The sequence below is a fragment of the Gallintestinimicrobium sp. genome (genome assembly GCF_046968865.1).
Classification (GTDB): domain Bacteria; phylum Bacillota; class Clostridia; order Lachnospirales; family Lachnospiraceae; genus Gallintestinimicrobium; species Gallintestinimicrobium propionicum.
Genome location: NZ_JBKVPW010000006.1, coordinates 130,464 through 147,824, shown reverse-complemented (window position 1 = coordinate 147,824; position 17,361 = coordinate 130,464). Strand labels below are relative to the sequence as shown.

Sequence of the window (17,361 nt, the reverse complement as noted above, 5' to 3'; positions counted from 1 at the left end):
AATAAATCCTACTGGACAATCAGATTATGGAATAATTTTTCTATTTATCGGCGGCAAGCCTGCAAAAACACCTTACCACACCAAAACCTCGCAGCCATCCTCTGTTACCGCAACGGTAACCTCCCACTGTGCGGACGGCTTGCCGTCATCTGTATAAATCGTCCATCCATTATCGGCGTCCTGATAAATTTCAGCTGTTCCGGCGTTTACCATCGGCTCAATCGTAAATACCATTCCGGGTACCATCAGCATCTCTGTCCCCTTTGGCGTTACATAGCTGACAAAGGGATCTTCATGAAATTCCAGTCCAACGCCATGTCCGCCGATATCCACAACGATACTATAGCCGTTTTCCTTTGCATGACGGTTGACCGCATCCGCCATATCCCCCAGAAATGTCCACGGTTTTACCGCCTTGATGCCCTCTTCCACGCACTCCTTTGCAACCCGCACGAGCTTTTCCTTATCCGGCGTCGTCTTTCCAATGATAAACATTCTCGAAGAATCGGAGAAATATCCTTTGTAAATCGTAGAAACATCGACGTTAATGATATCGCCCTCTTTTAAGATCACATCCTCACTTGGAATACCGTGGCAAACCTCGTCGTTGATGGAAGTGCAAACGCTCTTCGGGAAGCCCTCGTAGCCGAGTGGAGCCGGGATGCCGCCCAGTTCGCGGGTTTTGTCGTCAACCCATTTGTTGATCTGCTCTGTGCTGATTCCGGCACAGATATTCTCTGCCACATAATCCAGAACGGCGATATTCACTTTACCGCTTTCCCGGATGCCCTCGATCTGCTCCGGCGTCTTGATTATATCATGTCCCGGCACAATATGTCCTTCCAGCTCAAAGCCATGAATCTTTTCATCGAACCGCATGTGGCAATTCTTGTACTTTTTACCGCTGCCGCACCAGCACGGGTCGTTACGTTCCAGTTTCTTACTCATTTTCTGTGTTTTCCTCCAGTTCTCCGGCTTCAATTCTGGCAGCTTTTTCTTCCAGATACATCCACCGCTCCATTTTTTCTTCGAGCTTTGCAGAAGCCTCTTCCTTTTGCTTCGACAGCTCGTTTAAACGGACAAAGTCCGTCGCCGCCTTCAGAATATCCTCGTCCAGTCGACAGACCAAATCTTCCAGATCCGCCATCTCCTGTTCAATCGTATCATAATCCTTCTGTTCCTGATAGGTAAATTTCAGCTTCCGCGCAGGCTTTTTCCAGGTTGCCCTTGCAGACTCGCCCCTTTCCCCTGAGGTTTCTTTTCTGCCGCCGTTTCCGGCTTCTGTTATACTGTCAAATTCCTGCGTCTCCATACTTTTACGCAGCGCATAATCGCTGTAATTGCCTTCGTACTGCTGCAGATGTCCGCCCTCTTCGAAGGCGAAAATCCGGCTCACCGTCCGGTCGAGAAAATACCGGTCATGGGAAACGATGATGACGATCCCCTCAAAATGATCCAGATAATCCTCAAGCACTGTCAGTGTTGTGATGTCGAGGTCGTTGGTCGGCTCATCCAAAATGAGAACATTGGGCGCGCCCATCAGCACCCGCAGCAGATTCAGCCGCCGTTTTTCCCCACCGGAAAGGCGCCCGATCTCCGTATACTGCTCGCTTCCTTCAAACAAAAAGCGCTCCAGCATCTTCGCCGCAGATACGCTTCCCTCCGTCGTCGGCACAAATTCCGCAACCTCACGGACGTAGTCAATCACGCGCATATTCGGATCCATATGTGTCACTTCCTGCGCATAATAGCCGATTTTCACAGTCTGTCCAACGATAATTTCCCCACTGTCGGGCTGTTCCTTTCCGGTCAAAAGCTTCATCAGCGTCGTCTTTCCACATCCGTTTGCGCCAATAAACGCGACACGGTCATTTTTCAGAAAAATATACGAAAAATCGTGAATCAGAATTCTGTCCCCGTATCCCTTCTCCACATGACGGGCTTCCAGGGTCGTCCTGCCAAGGCGCGTGGAAATGCTGCCGAGCTCCACCTGTCCGTCCGTCTCCGGCGCCTTGCGATTTTTCAGCTCTTCATAGCGTTCCAGACGCGCTTTCTGCTTTGTCGAACGCGCCCGCGCGCCGCGCTGTACCCATGCAAGCTCTGTCCGAAGGATATTCTGGCGCTTTAGCTCCGTTGCCTGTGCCATTTCTTCCCGCTGCGCCTTTAATTCCAGATAACCGGCATAGTTCGTGTCGTAAGAATAAAGCTTTCCCTTGTCGACCTCTGCGATCCGATTGCACACACTGTCTAAGAAATACCGGTCATGAGTAATCATCACCAACGCCTCTTTGCGCTGTTTTAGCTGCTCCTCCAGCCAGTCCGCCATTTCATGGTCCAGATGGTTCGTCGGCTCGTCCAGAAGCAAAATATCCGCTTCCTTTAATAAAACGCTCACCAGCGCAAGGCGTTTTCTCTGTCCACCGGATAGCTCGCCCGATTTCTGGTCAAAATTCGAAACGCCCAGCTTCGTCAGCATCGTTTTCGCCTTTGTCACAAGCGCCGCCTCATCCTGATGATCCCGCTTCTCTGCCTGTCCGGATTCCGGTCCGGACAGCTCCCTGTGTCCTGCCAGCACACAGTCAAGGGCCGTCATTTCCGGATCAAAGACCGGGTGCTGGGGCAGATAGGCGATCACCGCATGGTTCGCTTTCGTCACTGTACCCTCGTCCGTCTCTTCCAGCCCCGCCATGATTTTTAACAGCGTGGACTTGCCGGTTCCGTTGATGCCGATGATCCCGACCTTTTCGCCCTCCTGCAGAAAAAACGACGTATCATCAAACAGCTGCCGTCGGCTGTATGATTTTGATAAATGTTCTATGGAAAGTAAATTCATTGCAATCCTCATTTCTGCTGCGGTCATTTTGGTCAGTTTTCTCTAACTTCTGTTCACAAACTGCCAAAACGCCATTTCTATTATAATTCTCCCCCTGCATTCGTGCAAGAAGTTGTTTTTTTCCATTGTTTTTACATGGCAAAACGTGGTACAGTGCACACATAGCTTACTCATAGCTTTCTGTGGATAAATTTTCTGCTCGCAGAAAAATCTATCTGCAGGAAGCTGCGAATGGCGCGACTGTGTAGGCAGATTTCCCACCCGCAAAAAATGTATTTACGAAAGAGGTCACTCCCATGCAACAGGAACAATCCATTTCCAGTCAAAATTTGTCCGATTCCCGGCTCAGCCGCTCCGGATTCCATTCTAAAAAGCCGTCCGATTCCGCTTTTTATAAGGCGTTTTTTTCCATGTATCCGCTGCTCGTCCTGCAGAATGTCGTGACGCTTTCCGTCAATCTCGCCGACAACATGATGCTCGGAGCTTACGGTGAATCTGCACTGTCCGGTGCTGCAGCCGTCAATCAGATTCAGTTCGTCTATCAGTGCCTGCTTACTGCCCTGGGCGATGGACTCGTCATGTTCGGCAGCCAGTATTGGGGCAAAAAGCAGCTTTCCCCGCTGCGCAAAATCGCCGCATCCGCCATGCACTTCGGGCTTTTGCTTTCTGCAGTTTTATTCCTGCTGGTCAGCATTTTCCCGATACAGGCGCTTCGGATTTTCACGACGGATTCCGCCATCCTCGAACAGGGCGCACAGTATCTGAGTATTATCCGTTTTACTTACCTGTTCTTTGCAATCACACAGATTCTGCTCGCAACCCTTCGAAGCGTGGAAATCGTCGGCATTGCGTTCCGGCTTTCCTGTATGGCACTACTTGTCAATTGTTCGATTAACTATCTTCTGATTTTCGGTCATTTCGGATTCCCGCAGCTGGGCATCCGCGGTGCGGCGATCGGCACGCTGACCGCCCGCATATTGGAGGTTATCGTTCTGCTTGTTTACCTTTTCCGCAGCGCAGGCAAAAAGCTCGGGCTGCATTTTTCCAATTACTTCCATGTCGATCCGGTTCTGACGAAGGATTACCTCAAAACAACAGCCCCTATGCTCGTCACGAATGGACTCTGGGGCGTCAATACCGCCCTGCAGACCGTTATTTTAGGGCATATGACAGCTGCTGCCATCGCGGCAAACAGCGTTGCCTCGACCCTTTACATGCTCATCAAATCCACCGCCGTCGGTGCTTCCTCCACAGCCTCCGTCATGATCGGAAAAGCAGTCGGCTCCGGTGACATCCCGCTGACAAAACACTATTCCAAACTGCTGCAGCGTCTGTTTTTATGCATTGGTGTACTGTCCGGCATTACACTGTTTTTCATCCGTATCCCGATCCTCTCGATCTACGATCTGCAGCCTGCCACAAAGGAAATGGCAAATACTTTTCTCATCATCCTGAGTGTCATCTGCGTCGGCATGACTTATCAGATGCCCACCAATAACGGCATCATCCGCGGCGGCGGGAACGCACTTTTCGTCGTCAAAATGGACCTGATCAGCATCTGGTGCATCGTCCTGCCGCTGTCGTTTTTCATGGCGTTTGTGATGCATGCATCCCCGACCGTCGTGGTCTGGTGTCTGAACGCAGATCAGATTTTTAAATGCGTGCCCGCCTTTCTGGAATCCAACTACGGCAACTGGATTCGGAAGCTGACGCGGGACGAGTGAGGGCGCAGGCTTGATGCAGCGCCCCACGCCATCCGGCAAAGACACAAAAAACCCGGAGCAGAATGTCTTCTCAGCAAATATTTGCCAGACAGCATCCTGCTCCGGGATTTTTTATTCGCATATTGGCATCAGACAGCTGCACTTCTTCCAGCCTTCCGATGCTGCGCATGACACGTGCAGAGCCATTTGACGGCAGGCTGCCGCTTCAACCGCCCTGCCCGCGCCGCGTGCTTGCGCTGTTTATGCGTTTACTTTTTCTACACCAATGGTAACGGTTTCTCCGTTAACGTTCCACTCCTTGCTGACTGCAAGCGCCTCTTCACCGACGAACGCATCCGCCAGAACCTTGCCGGCGATCATTGCTTCATTCCGTGCAACAATGCCTTCTACCTTCTCATTGCCGCAGACAGAAACCTTAATGTGATCCATCACTTCAAAGCCTGCATCCTTACGCATAGTCTGGATCTTGCTGATGACTTCGTATACAAAGCCCTCTTCCAGCAGCTCCTCAGACAGGTTGGTGTCCAGAACAACTGTCATGTAGTTGTCTGCCTCAGATACATAACCGGGCTTCTGAGCCATATCGATCAGCAGGTCCTCTTTGGTCAGCTCCACTTCTGTGCCGTTCACGTCAAATTTCAGTGCTCCAACGCTTTCCAGCTCATCCATTGCAGCATTTCCATCCAGCTCATCCAAATGCTTTTTGATGCCGCCAAGCTGTTTGCCGTATTTGGGTCCAACTGTACGCAGCTGAGGCTTGAAGGTGTATGCAGTAAAGTCACGCACGTCATCTGTGAAGACTACCTTCTTGACATTTAATTCGTCTTCGATGATTTCCTGATAGAAATCAGACAGCTGCTTGTCGGCTTTGACAAACATCGTGCCGATAGGCTGACGGTTCTTGATGTTTGCCGTGTTACGGCACGCACGTCCCATAACGACGATTTCCAGAACCTCTTTCATATCCTCTTCCAGCTTCTCATCGATCATAGCGGTATCCACGGTCGGGAAGTCGCACAGATGAACGCTTTCCGGAGCGCTTGCATCTACGCTGCAGACGAGGTTTCTGTAAATATCCTCTGTCATAAACGGGATCATCGGGGCTGCAGCCTTGGCAGTTGTCACAAGCGCTGTATACAGTGTCATGTAAGCGTTGATCTTATCCTGCTCCATGCCCTTTGCCCAGAAACGTTCCCGGCTTCTTCTTACATACCAGTTACTTAAATCATCCACAAAATCCTGCAGTGCTCTTGCAGCTTCTGGGATACGGTACTGATCCAGGTTTTCATCCACAGCCTTTACCATGGTGTTGAGTCTGGACAAAATCCATTTATCCATAACGGAAAGCTTATCATATTCCAGAGTGTGCTCTGCCGCATTGAAATTATCGATATTCGCATACAGTACAAAGAACGCATAGGAGTTCCACAGCGTGCTCATGAACTTACGCTGACCTTCCATAACTGCCTTGCCGCTGTAGCGCTTCGGAATCCAGGGAGCGGATACTGTATAGAAATACCAGCGGTTTGCATCTGCGCCGTATTTTTCCAGGGCTTCGAAGGGATCCACCGCATTGCCCTTGGACTTACTCATCTTCTGACCATTTTCATCGAGAACGTGACCCATAACGATAACGTTTTCAAAAGGAGAGCGGTTAAACAGCAGCGTAGATTCCGCCATCAGAGAGTAAAACCAGCCTCTTGTCTGGTCAACAGCCTCGGAAATGAACTGTGCCGGGAACTGTCTCTTAAATACGTCCTGATTTTCAAAGGGATAATGATGCTGTGCAAAGGGCATTGCGCCGGAGTCAAACCAGCAGTCGATTACTTCGGGAACACGGTGCATGGTACCGCCACACTCCGGGCACTTCATTGTGATCTCGTCGATATAAGGACGATGCAGCTCTACAGTCAGCGCCTTTTCATTGCCGGATTTTTCAAACAGCTCCTGACGGCTGCCGATGGATTCCATATGTCCGCAGGAGCATTCCCATACGTTCAGAGGAGTTCCCCAGTAACGGTTTCTGGAAATACCCCAGTCCTGTACGTTTTCCAGCCAGTCGCCGAAACGTCCTTTACCGATGGATTCCGGAATCCAGTTTACAGTATTGTTATTTGCAATCAGTTCATCGCGGACTGCCGTCATGCGGATGAACCAGGATTCTCTTGCGTAGTAGATCAGGGGCGTGTCGCATCTCCAGCAGTGAGGATAGCTGTGCTCAAACTTCGGAGCCGCAAACAGCAGGTGCGCATCCTCCAGAGCCTGCAGGACAAGGGGATCTGCTTTCTTTACAAATACACCCGGCCAGGGAGTTTCTTTGGTCATATCGCCTTTACCGTCTACCAGCTGTACGAACGGAAGATCATATTTTCTGCCTACGTTTGCATCGTCTTCACCGAATGCAGGTGCGATATGAACCACGCCGGTACCATCTGTCAGGGTAACGTACGTATCGCAGGTTACATAGTAGGCTTTCTTATTCTGTTTTTTGCAGATATCCACTGCACAGTCAAACAACGGCTCATACGCCTTGTATTCCAGATCTTTACCGGTGTAGGTTTCCAGCACTTCATAGGCGGGAGCTTCCGGATTTTCCGCATTCAGCTTGCCAAGAACAGTATCCAGCAGAGCTTCTGCCATATAATAGGTATAGCCGTCAGCAGCTTTTACCTTGCAGTATGCTTCGTTCGGATTTACGCAGAGTGCAACGTTGGAGGGCAGGGTCCACGGCGTGGTTGTCCATGCCAGGAAATAAGCATCTTCGCCGACTACCTTGAAGCGAACGACTGCAGAACGTTCCTTGACATCCTTATAGCCCTGCGCAACCTCCTGTGCAGACAGCGGTGTTCCGCAGCGAGGACAGTAGGGAACGATCTTAAAGCCTTTGTATAACAGGTTTTTGTCCCAGATCTGCTTTAATGCCCACCACTCGGATTCGATATAGTTATCATCATAGGTGATGTAGGGATTGTCCATATCTGCCCAGAAACCAACGGTATCGGAAAATTTTTCCCACATGCCTTTGTACTTCCAGACGCTTTCCTTACATTTATCAATAAAAGGAACCAGTCCGTACTGTTCGATCTGATCCTTGCCGTCCAGACCCAGCAGCTTTTCCACTTCCAGCTCAACCGGAAGTCCGTGGGTATCCCAGCCTGCCTTACGGGGTACATAATAGCCCTTCATGGTGCGATAACGAGGAATCATGTCCTTGATAACACGGGTTTCCAGATGTCCGATATGCGGTTTGCCGTTTGCAGTCGGAGGTCCGTCATAGAATGTGTAGGTCGGACCCTGCTTGCGCTGTTCCATACTCTTTTTAAAAATATCATTGTCACGCCAGAACTGTTCAACGTTCTTTTCGCGTTCCATGAAATTCAAGTTTGTGTCAACTTTGTTGTACATGGCTTTGTTCCTTTCCTTTGAAAATAAAAAATAGGCTTCGCCTATTCAACTCCCCTGCCCCTCAATCTTGAGGGGTGGGATTTCTTTTTGTTACTATTTCATGCATAATAGTCTTATGAATGTTTTACAACAGATTTTTACTGACTATTATGAAGAAATTGAATATACTCTTCATCCCAGAAAAACTGAGATGGAAAATATCGATAAGATGATTCATTGCGGTGATCCATCTTTCGGTGGTGCCATGTACGGCTGTCCTCACTGCGGAAATCTTAAATTTGTTCCTTTCCGCTGTCATAGCCGTTTCTGCCCTACCTGCGGCAACAAATATGCCATGGAACGCACTACCAGTATGTCCTTTAAACTGGTTAATGTCACACATCGCCATTGTGTTTTCACAATCGATAAAAGTCTTCGTGAATTCTTTCTCAAGGATCGTTCTCTACTCGATTGTCTGTTTCACTCTGCAAACAGCGTTATCACCCGTATGTTTTACAAAATGAATAAATCCAAAAACTTCACACCCGGTTTTATTATGGTTTTACATACTTTTGGCAGAGATCTGAAATGGAATCCACATATCCACTGCCTCATATCTGAAGGTGGTTACAGCGATGATGGTGTTTGGCGTAATGTCAAACACTTTGATTACACTTTTTTACGCAATGCTTTTCGCACGGCTCTGCTCAATGAAATGGAATCCAAAATCGGTTCTTCTTTCAAAAAAGTGAAGGCGAAATGTTATCGTGAACACCAACAAGGTTTTTATGTTTATGCCAAACCCAACCTCTGCGATCCCAGAATTGTTGTAAAATACATTGGGCGTTATCTTGGTCGCCCTGTCATTGCCACATCCCGAATTGATAAATACGATGGTGAAATGGTCACTTTCCATTACAACCGGCATGAGGATGAACAATACATAGAAGAAACGATTCCTGCTATGGAATTCATCCAGCGTCTCATTCGCCACATTCCTGAAAAACATTTTAAAATGATTCGGTATGGTGGGATTTATGCACGTCACCGAGAAATTGATTCCAAACTCTATCGTGCCATTTCCAAAAGCAAACATCATATCTACCACAGCTTTAATCAGTGGCGAACTGCTATTTTGTCTTCTTTTGGGTATGATCCCTTGGTATGCCCTGACTGCCAGCATAGGATGGAATTCTTAGAACTATACTTCAACCACCAGCGCGTTTCCCTCGAAGAAATGTACGAGAAAGTAATGTCCAAATCTCGTGGAAAGCGTTCTTCTGCATGATTTTCTCGATTCTTATGTTATAATCCTCTAAAAGGAGGATGAACACCATGAAACCAGATATCGAGGCACTGCGTAAAAAATACATGGATAATCCGCCGGAAGGTATGACATCCCAGGACATTCGCATTATGAGCGAGGATGCACTTCTGGATATGGACTATTTCTTAAATGATGATGAACTTGATGACGGTTTTGGTGAAGAAGGTTTTTATATCTTCTAAGCCATCTATCGTCTGCTTGTTGTGCCCGCCTCCGTGCGGGCCTTTTTCAATTCAAGAGATCGCCGTAGGCGGTCTTTCCTATAAAGTAAAAAAGCCCCGTCCCTGTAAAGGGACGAGGCACTTGTTCGTGACTTCGTTTCACCACCCGTTACAACATACGCCCGCTGCAAATCAAATCTGCCGGGAAATATGCGCTCCGATAACGCCGGAAACTGACGTTGCTGCCTACCAGATACCCTGATCCTGTGTTTCCTGCAAAAGCTTCTGCTCTTCGGAAACCGGATCTGCCCCGAATACCGTTTGACCGCACAACTCGGAAGGGATTTTCAACCAACTCTACTCGCACCGGTCTTGCACCTGCACCGGCTCGCTGCAGCTTTCAACGATGGCTTACTGTCTTCGTCACAGTCTTTCTTTTTTTTAACCTGTTTCTATGAGGCTGGAATGCGTGTGCATTCCGATGCCATAGATTATAAAACCCGAATTGCGGCATTGTCAAGCGGAATGGGAAGATTTTCCTGGAGCGAACGGCACATTTGAACCGTAACCTAGTCTTTTTTCTTTTGAATCTGCTTTTTAAACTCGGTTTTCATAACTGCAGCTCCTTTGGAGGACGTAATCTCTGCTTCGCTCAGTTTTCCAAGCTTTACCATTTGACAAACTTTTATAAATGCTTTTCCCATTGCCAGAGTTACGACACCTGCTGTTCCTGCCGAAATAGCACCGTCGGCTCTGATTGCTGTTGTTAAGTGTCTGGCTTTCTCACTATAAGGAAATTGACTTTTTCCGGATTTTTCTTTATGATAAACATAATCCAGTTTTTTCTGAACGTCTTTTTCTGCCGACTCTATTATATCGTTGGATTTTTATCGGATTGATTTTTCCTGATTGTTTAGAAAATAGAATAGGATTACCCACTATCTCTAATATGCTTAATTGGAGAACTGTCGGGGCACTACGTCAACCGCCGGACACCTTGTGAAAGGAGGTTGGTGCTATGATTACTTATTCGGAATTATTCCAGTTTGTAATGATGCTTTGCGCTGTTATAACTCTTGTTATTTACATTTCACGCAAAAAGTAGCGCCCCTGCTCGGCTAAAGTAAGGCGCTACTTTTTGTATGGCTTTTACATGCCGGCGGTCAGGTAGTAGCTGACCGACAGCTCTCTTGTTAAGCATATTATAGTATCTGCTGTTTTATTTGTCAAATTCCTTCTTTCCCAAATACCTTCTTCTCACTTGAAAAATTAAATCCCTTTTACAAAGTAGAATTTACTTTTTCAATTCACCATTTTCCTGGAGCGAACGGCACATTTAAAGTGATTCTCTGATTTTATCTTTTTTTAATCAGATTTTCACACAATCGACACAGTTTTGGACTACATTAGTATTTATCAATAGGAACGAACCTTCGCGAAAACGAACCGCTCGCTCGGAAAAGAGGGCTATTATGAGTGATCAGGGCAAAATTGAAAAAATCCACAAACTTGATACGAAGCATAAAACAGCTTCTATTATTAAAATGATGGAGGGCAAGCATTCCGACACCGAAATAATTTGTGCGGCGCTGGAAGCACTCGGAGACATTGCCGATGAGGATTCCCTCAATGAGATTACACATTATCTGGAGCATGAAGATCCGGCGGTCCGTACCAAAGCCTGCTGCGTAGCTGCCAAGCTGAATACGGATTATCTAAATACGCGTGTCCGTTATCAGATGTCTCAGGAAAAAGATCCTGAGGTCAAAAAAGCAATTCAGGAAGCTCTGGATCATGCAGGACACATTGTTGAGCCTTAACATTGGGCTTTTGAGACAGACATTCTCTTATATTCGGTGAAGATTGAACTATTTCAACCTCACACTACTTTCTCCTTTCAGGGCGTCGGAAAACCGGCGCCCTCTCCTTTTTTCCGGGAACGTGAGCTGTTAGGTGGATTTCCGGAATCAACCTCACGGCGCAGCGCCGGGCAGAGAGGCAGGTTCTTCGCGAAAAGCATTCTCTGCAGACATTCGGCACCTTCAAGAATACCGCATTTCGAACAATTTACATTTTCCCCATTCCGATATACAATGATGCCAGGGTCAAAAAGTCTAAGCCCACATGAGCTTGCTCATAGGTGGGTGAAAGACCTTTTGACCCGCCCCCGATAGGAGCATAAAAGTGGGATGATAATCCCACGATATGCGACTATCGGGCAGGATTGTGGGAGTGCGCAGCACGGAACAATCCGCAGGCATCAAGGTCGGGGACTTTTGACCCCGACATCATACAATACTGTTCAGATAAACCACTACCACCCGAAAGGAGGTTCTTCATGGAACCCATCTCCTCCCTGCAGGCCGAAGAAGCCCGCCTGCGCTCCAAGCTTGCAAACAATCCTTTTTTCTCCAGTGCAAGCAACCTCTTCCAGTTTCTTCGCTGGATGCTTATTTCAACCCTGACCGGACTCGTTGTCGGATCTGTCAGCACTATATTTAATTTTGGGCTGAAATTCGCAGTCGATTTCAGACATGCCCATCTCTGGGTTGTGCTCTTTTTACCTGTTGCCGGACTTGCCATCGTATTTCTGTATCGTTTTTTTCACTATGAAAATAATGCCGGCACAGACACTGTTATCAACAGCATCCATAAAGAAGCTCATATTCCGCTTCGCATGAGCTTTCTGATCTTTATTTCCACCATCCTGACCGTTTTGTGCGGCGGCTCCGTCGGACGTGAGGGCGCTGCCATGCAGATTGGCGGCAGCATCGGGGAACAGATCGGGGAAAAGCTCCGTTTTAATGAAAAGGATAAAAAAATCATGCTCATGAGCGGTATTTCCGCTGCCTTCTCCGCCCTGTTCGGAACCCCTATGGCAGCTGCTTTTCTCGCAATGGAAATCGCCAGCATCGGTATCATGTACTATGCGGCGCTCGTTCCCTGCATCTGGGCTTCCCTGACTGCCTATATGCTTGCCAAAGCATTTCACGCTCCCTTTGAAAATCTTGCGATTTCATCGGATGTCACGTTAAACCTCGGCGGTTCCGCCCGCGTGATTTTGCTCGCCGTCCTGTGCGCGTTTGTCAGCATCCTGTTTTGCAAAACCATGCACGTCATCAAGGCCCTTTATGCCAGATTTTTTCCGAACCCGTTTGTTCGCGCATTTACAGGCGGTGTCATTATTATCCTGCTTTCGCTTCTTTTGCGCACCGACGACTACTTCGGTCCTGGCATGAATATCATCGAACGCGCCTTACACGGAGAAACTGCGGCATTTGCCTTTCTTTTGAAAATTCTTTTCACCGCACTCACCATCGGTGCAGGCTTTAAAGGCGGCGAAATTGTACCCTCGTTCTTTACCGGTGCAACATTCGGCTGTCTGTTTGCCATTCTGACAGGTGCAAGTGCTCCGCTATGTGCCGCAATCGGCATGGTTTCTGTTTTCTGCGGCGTGACAAACTGCCCAATCACCGCGCTGTTGATCAGCTTCGAGCTGTTCGGCTTCGACCACGCTTATTACTACCTGATCGCAATCGCCGTCAGCTACATGCTTTCCGGATATTACAGCCTGTACCACGCACAGACGATCGTGTATTCGAAATTTGAAAACAGTTATGTAAACCGGCACGGAGAGTAAGAAATGCAAATACGCTGTAAAGGGGATCTGTGTTTTATGTTTCTCCTTTGTATTATTTTCACAAAATATAGATTCTTCGTTGCTTTCCCTCCGCTCATCCTCTACAATAAAATCAGGATTTCATACAATAGAATGCACGCTCTGCGAATATTCTATCGTCATGAATAAAATACAAAGGAGTATTTCATATGAAAGAAACAAAAGATTCCTCCCAACGGCTCAACAAAGCGGAAAAGAGCTGGATTCTCTATGATGTGGCTAATTCCGCTTTTATTATGATCGTTACTGCGACAATCCCCATCTATTTCCGCAGTCTGGCAGAGGGCTCCGGCATGAGCGGCACCTCCGCCACCTCCCTCTGGGGCAGCGCAACCAGCATTTCCATCCTGATCCTCGCCCTGCTTTCCCCCGTTCTCGGTGCAATTGCAGACTACGAAAATATGAAAAAGAAAATTTTCACGATCTTTTTCGTCATCGCCATCGCCGGAGGCTTCCTTTTCACATTCGCACCCGGGTGGCTGTCCTTTTTGATTTTCTTTATCATATCCAGGATCGGCTATGCCGCCTGCAACATTTTTTATGATGCTATGCTCATCGATGTTACGACAGATGAGCGGATGGACCGGGTTTCCACCTGCGGCTATGCATTCGGCTATATCGGCAGCTGCATTCCCTTCGTTGCAGGACTGCTCCTGATCTTAAACTGCGATACCATCGGTCTTCCTATGGTTACGGCAACACGGATTTCCTTCGTCATCACGATGGTATGGTGGATCATTATGTCGATTCCGCTGTACAAAAATGTGCACCAGCAATATTCCCTGCCTCATGAGCCCCATGTTTTTGCTGCTACCTTTAAACGCCTCGGTGCAACCTTTCAAAAGCTGGCAAAAGACAAGCGGATGCTGTTCTTTATCATAGGATATTTCTGCTATATCGACGGTGTTTACACAATTATTTCCATGGCAACCACCTATGGCGGAGAAGTCGGCATCGATTCCAATGCTATGGTTCTCGCCCTGCTTTTAACCCAGTTTGTTGCCTTCCCCTGCTCCATCTTGAGCGGAACACTTGCCAAGAAGTTCGGCTCCATGCGTATGATCAAGATTTTCATCGTCATGTACATGGCAATCTGCCTGTTCGGCTACGGACTTGACACCGAGCTGGAATTCTGGATCCTGGCGGTTTCTGTCGGTATCTGTCAGGGCGGCATCCAGGCACTGTCCCGTTCCTACTACGGAAAAATCATCCCGAAGGACGAATCCAGCGAATACTTCGGCTTCTTTGACGTATTCGGCAAGTTTGCGGACTTCTTCGGCCCGCTGATCATTTCCTTCTGTGCATACTTTTTCCACAACTCCAAATACGGCGTGCTGTCTCTGATCCTCCTCTTTGCGGCCGGACTGATCCTGATCACACTTTCTGAAAAACAACCGACTGCAGCTGAGTAAAGCAACAAAACAATAGAATGCACGCTCTGCGAGCATTCTATTGTCATGAATCAACAGCCACCGGAACGGTCCCAAAAGACGTTCCGATGGCTGTAAATTTTTCTCTATCCGTTGCCCTCAAACTGAGAGTATGTTAAAATAATTCAGATCATTCACAATCACAAAACCGGGGCGGTCTGCTGTTTTGCCCGTTCCGCAGTAAACCTGAGGGCAGCCGGAAAAGAGGCACAACACTTTTTTCACACCAGCTGCTCCGAAATGGAGAAAAGATTGAAAAATAACATTTTTCAATCGCGAGCTTTGTGTCTGCGCGCCCTTGACACAAACTCGACATACGCAAAAAGCGTGCGCAGAAATGAGAGAAAAACATGGGAAAACAGAATCTTACCCTCATGACCGACCTATATGAGCTGACTATGATGCAGGGATATTTTCGCAACAAGGATCGTAACGAAACCGTTATCTTTGACGCATTTTACCGCAATAATCCGATGGATTCCGGTTATTCCATCTGTGCAGGCCTAGAGCAGGTAATCGATTATGTCAACAATCTACATTTTGAAGACGACGATATTGCTTATCTGCGCAGCCTTGGCATCTTCGGGGAAGATTTTCTGAAATATCTGCGTGACTTCCATTTTTCCGGTGATATTTACGCGATCCCGGAAGGCAGCATCATGTTTCCCAGAGAACCTATGATTAAGGTTATCGCGCCGATCATGGAAGCACAGCTTGTCGAAACCGCCATTTTAAATATCATCAACCATCAGAGCCTGATCGCGACAAAGACTTCCCGGGTCTGCTTCGCAGCCCGTGGAGACGGCATTATGGAATTCGGTCTGCGCCGCGCACAGGGTCCGGATGCCGGAACCCTCGGCGCAAGGGCTGCCATGATCGGCGGCTGTGTCGGCACGAGCAATGTTCTCGCAGGACAGCTTTTTGACGTTCCTGTCAAAGGCACACACGCCCACAGCTGGATCATGAGCTTTCCGGATGAGTACACTGCATTTAAAACCTATGCAGATATGTATCCTTCCGCCTGCATCCTGTTAGTCGATACCTACGACACCTTAAAATCCGGCGTTCCGAATGCGATCCGCGTGTTCACCGAGATGCGTGAGGCAGGTATTCCCCTCACCTTTTACGGCATCCGCTTAGACAGCGGCGACCTCGCCTATCTGTCCAAAAAAGCCCGGAAGATGCTCGATGAAGCCGGCTTTCCGGACGCTGTGATTTCTGCTTCCAACGATCTTGACGAATACCTGATCGACAGTTTGAAGGTACAGGGCTGTAAAATTACGTCCTGGGGCGTCGGCACTCATCTGATCACCAGCAAAGACTGGCCGTCCTTCGGCGGCGTTTATAAACTCGCTGCGATCCAGGATGCACAGAGCGGTGAATTTATCCCCAAGATCAAGCTTTCTGAGAATTCCGAAAAAATCACGAACCCGGGCAACAAGAAAATATACCGGATTTATGAAAAAGATACCGGAAAGATCAAGGCCGACCTGATCTGCCTTGTCGACGAAACCTACGATGAAAACGAACCCCTTGTCCTCTTTGACCCCAATGAACCCTGGAAAAAGACGAAGCTGTTGCCCGGTACTTATGAACTGCGTGAGCTGATGGTTCATGTCTTCGACCACGGTAAATGTATTTACCATTCTCCGAAGGTCATGGACATCCGCGATTACTGCCAGAAAGAACTGGAAACTCTCTGGGAAGAAACCCGCCGTCTGGTCAATCCCCACGGCGTTTATGTCGATCTTTCCCAGAAATTATATGATATGAAGATTAGCCTGCTCAACCAGATGAGTCAGGTATAAAAAAACCGATGGAGGAACCCATGCTGAAAATTATTACAGATTCCGCCTCCGATATGCCTCAGTATATTGTAGAGCGTTTTAATCTGCACGTTATTCCGACCCCTGTTGTTATCGACGGGGTAGATTATTTAGACGGTGCGACCATCCACACGAAAGAATTTTATGAAATTCTGGATGACGTCAGCCGCGATATCAAAACCTATCACATCAATCCCGCTATGTTTGAGGAAGCGTTCCGCCCCTATGCAGAACATAACGACAGCGTGATCTATCTATGCTTTTCCACCGGAATCGCAGGCACCTTTAATGCCGCTAACATCGCAAAGCAGAATATCCTTGAGGACTATCCGGATTTCGATCTGACCATCGTGGATTCCAAATCCGCTGCCATCGGTTTTGGTCTGATCGTATATAAGCTGCTGCTTTTACAGGAGGCCGGTGCAGACAAAGAAAAGCTGCTGCGCGCCGCAAATTTTTATGTCAACCACATCCAGCATGTTTTTACTGTCAGCACACTCCGTTATCTGATCAAGGGCGGCCGCCTTTCCAAATGGAAGGGAACCGCAGGAGAGCTGCTGGATATGAAGCCTGTTCTGATCGTTGACAAGGACGGCAGCCTGCAGGTATTAAAAACCATCCGCGGCCGCAAAAAATCCCTAAAAGCCCTGATCGAATATGCACAGGAAAACATTGCAGACCCGTCCCGTCAGATCATGGGCATCTGCCACGGGGAAGATCCCGATTCCCTGCAGTATACCAAAGACCTTCTGCTGCAGGCTGTTTCTCCAAAGGAGCTGGTCGAATCCACCATCGGCTGTGCCATCGGTGCACACACCGGACGCGGCATCATCGGCATCGTGTTCTTCGATGCGATGGATGACGAATTCGATGTGTGAAGCCGCCAAGAACAGCTCTGCTGCAACGCAATCCTGGTGCCATGCAGAACATTTCGGCATATGACAACCGTATCTATTGATATGATTTGACAAAAAATTATCCCCATATCCAAACCACT

Annotated in this window: 11 protein-coding genes; 8 read left to right on the top strand and 3 right to left on the bottom strand. The window is 48.1% G+C overall.

Annotation, left to right across the window (positions count from 1 at the left end):
- Nucleotides 1–72: 72 nt before the first annotated feature.
- Entirely contained in the window at nt 73–948 is an 876-nt protein-coding gene (locus ACLTOQ_RS07390; protein ID WP_021915170.1) for a methionyl aminopeptidase, read from the bottom strand.
- Nucleotides 941–2,833, bottom strand: a complete 1,893-nt coding sequence (locus ACLTOQ_RS07385) for an ABC-F family ATP-binding cassette domain-containing protein (protein WP_021915171.1) — start codon at nt 2,831–2,833, stop codon at nt 941–943. Before ACLTOQ_RS07385 ends, ACLTOQ_RS07390 begins: the two co-directional genes overlap by 8 nt.
- 296 nt (nt 2,834–3,129) lie before the next feature.
- Here ACLTOQ_RS07385 and ACLTOQ_RS07380 point away from each other — a divergent pair, with 296 nt between their 5' ends.
- Complete coding sequence (locus ACLTOQ_RS07380) at nt 3,130–4,557, top strand: MATE family efflux transporter (protein WP_118496772.1); 1,428 nt, start codon at nt 3,130–3,132, stop codon at nt 4,555–4,557.
- A gap of 240 nt (nt 4,558–4,797) precedes the next feature.
- Here the strand turns inward: ACLTOQ_RS07380 and ileS are convergent, their stop codons facing one another.
- On the bottom strand, nt 4,798–7,962 hold the full coding sequence (gene ileS, locus ACLTOQ_RS07375; RefSeq protein ID WP_117960043.1) for an isoleucine--tRNA ligase: 3,165 nt from the start codon (nt 7,960–7,962) through the stop codon (nt 4,798–4,800).
- 115 nt (nt 7,963–8,077) lie between these two features.
- On the opposite strand from ileS, the gene ACLTOQ_RS07370 reads away from it, so the two are divergent.
- The 7 genes from ACLTOQ_RS07370 to ACLTOQ_RS07340 all read left to right on the top strand — a co-directional run bounded on the left by ACLTOQ_RS07370 (nt 8,078) and on the right by ACLTOQ_RS07340 (nt 17,242).
- Entirely contained in the window at nt 8,078–9,229 is a 1,152-nt protein-coding gene (locus tag ACLTOQ_RS07370; RefSeq protein WP_412318676.1) for a transposase, read from the top strand.
- 47 nt (nt 9,230–9,276) lie between these two features.
- Entirely contained in the window at nt 9,277–9,450 is a 174-nt protein-coding gene (locus tag ACLTOQ_RS07365) for a hypothetical protein (RefSeq protein ID WP_262586920.1), read from the top strand.
- Nucleotides 9,451–10,901: 1,451 nt separating this feature from the next.
- Nucleotides 10,902–11,249: a HEAT repeat domain-containing protein gene (locus ACLTOQ_RS07360; RefSeq protein WP_337755455.1), complete on the top strand. Its 348-nt coding sequence runs from the start codon at nt 10,902–10,904 to the stop codon at nt 11,247–11,249.
- A gap of 518 nt (nt 11,250–11,767) precedes the next feature.
- Complete coding sequence (locus tag ACLTOQ_RS07355) at nt 11,768–13,069, top strand: chloride channel protein (RefSeq protein ID WP_262586997.1); 1,302 nt, start codon at nt 11,768–11,770, stop codon at nt 13,067–13,069.
- Between the two features lie 188 nt (nt 13,070–13,257).
- Complete coding sequence (locus ACLTOQ_RS07350) at nt 13,258–14,520, top strand: MFS transporter (RefSeq protein ID WP_262586999.1); 1,263 nt, start codon at nt 13,258–13,260, stop codon at nt 14,518–14,520.
- A gap of 368 nt (nt 14,521–14,888) precedes the next feature.
- Complete coding sequence (locus ACLTOQ_RS07345; RefSeq protein ID WP_262587001.1) at nt 14,889–16,346, top strand: nicotinate phosphoribosyltransferase; 1,458 nt, start codon at nt 14,889–14,891, stop codon at nt 16,344–16,346.
- Nucleotides 16,347–16,366: 20 nt separating this feature from the next.
- Nucleotides 16,367–17,242 carry a DegV family protein gene (locus tag ACLTOQ_RS07340; RefSeq protein ID WP_262587004.1) on the top strand — a complete coding sequence of 292 codons (876 nt, stop codon included), beginning with the start codon at nt 16,367–16,369 and terminating at the stop codon, nt 17,240–17,242.
- Nucleotides 17,243–17,361 lie beyond the last annotated feature (119 nt).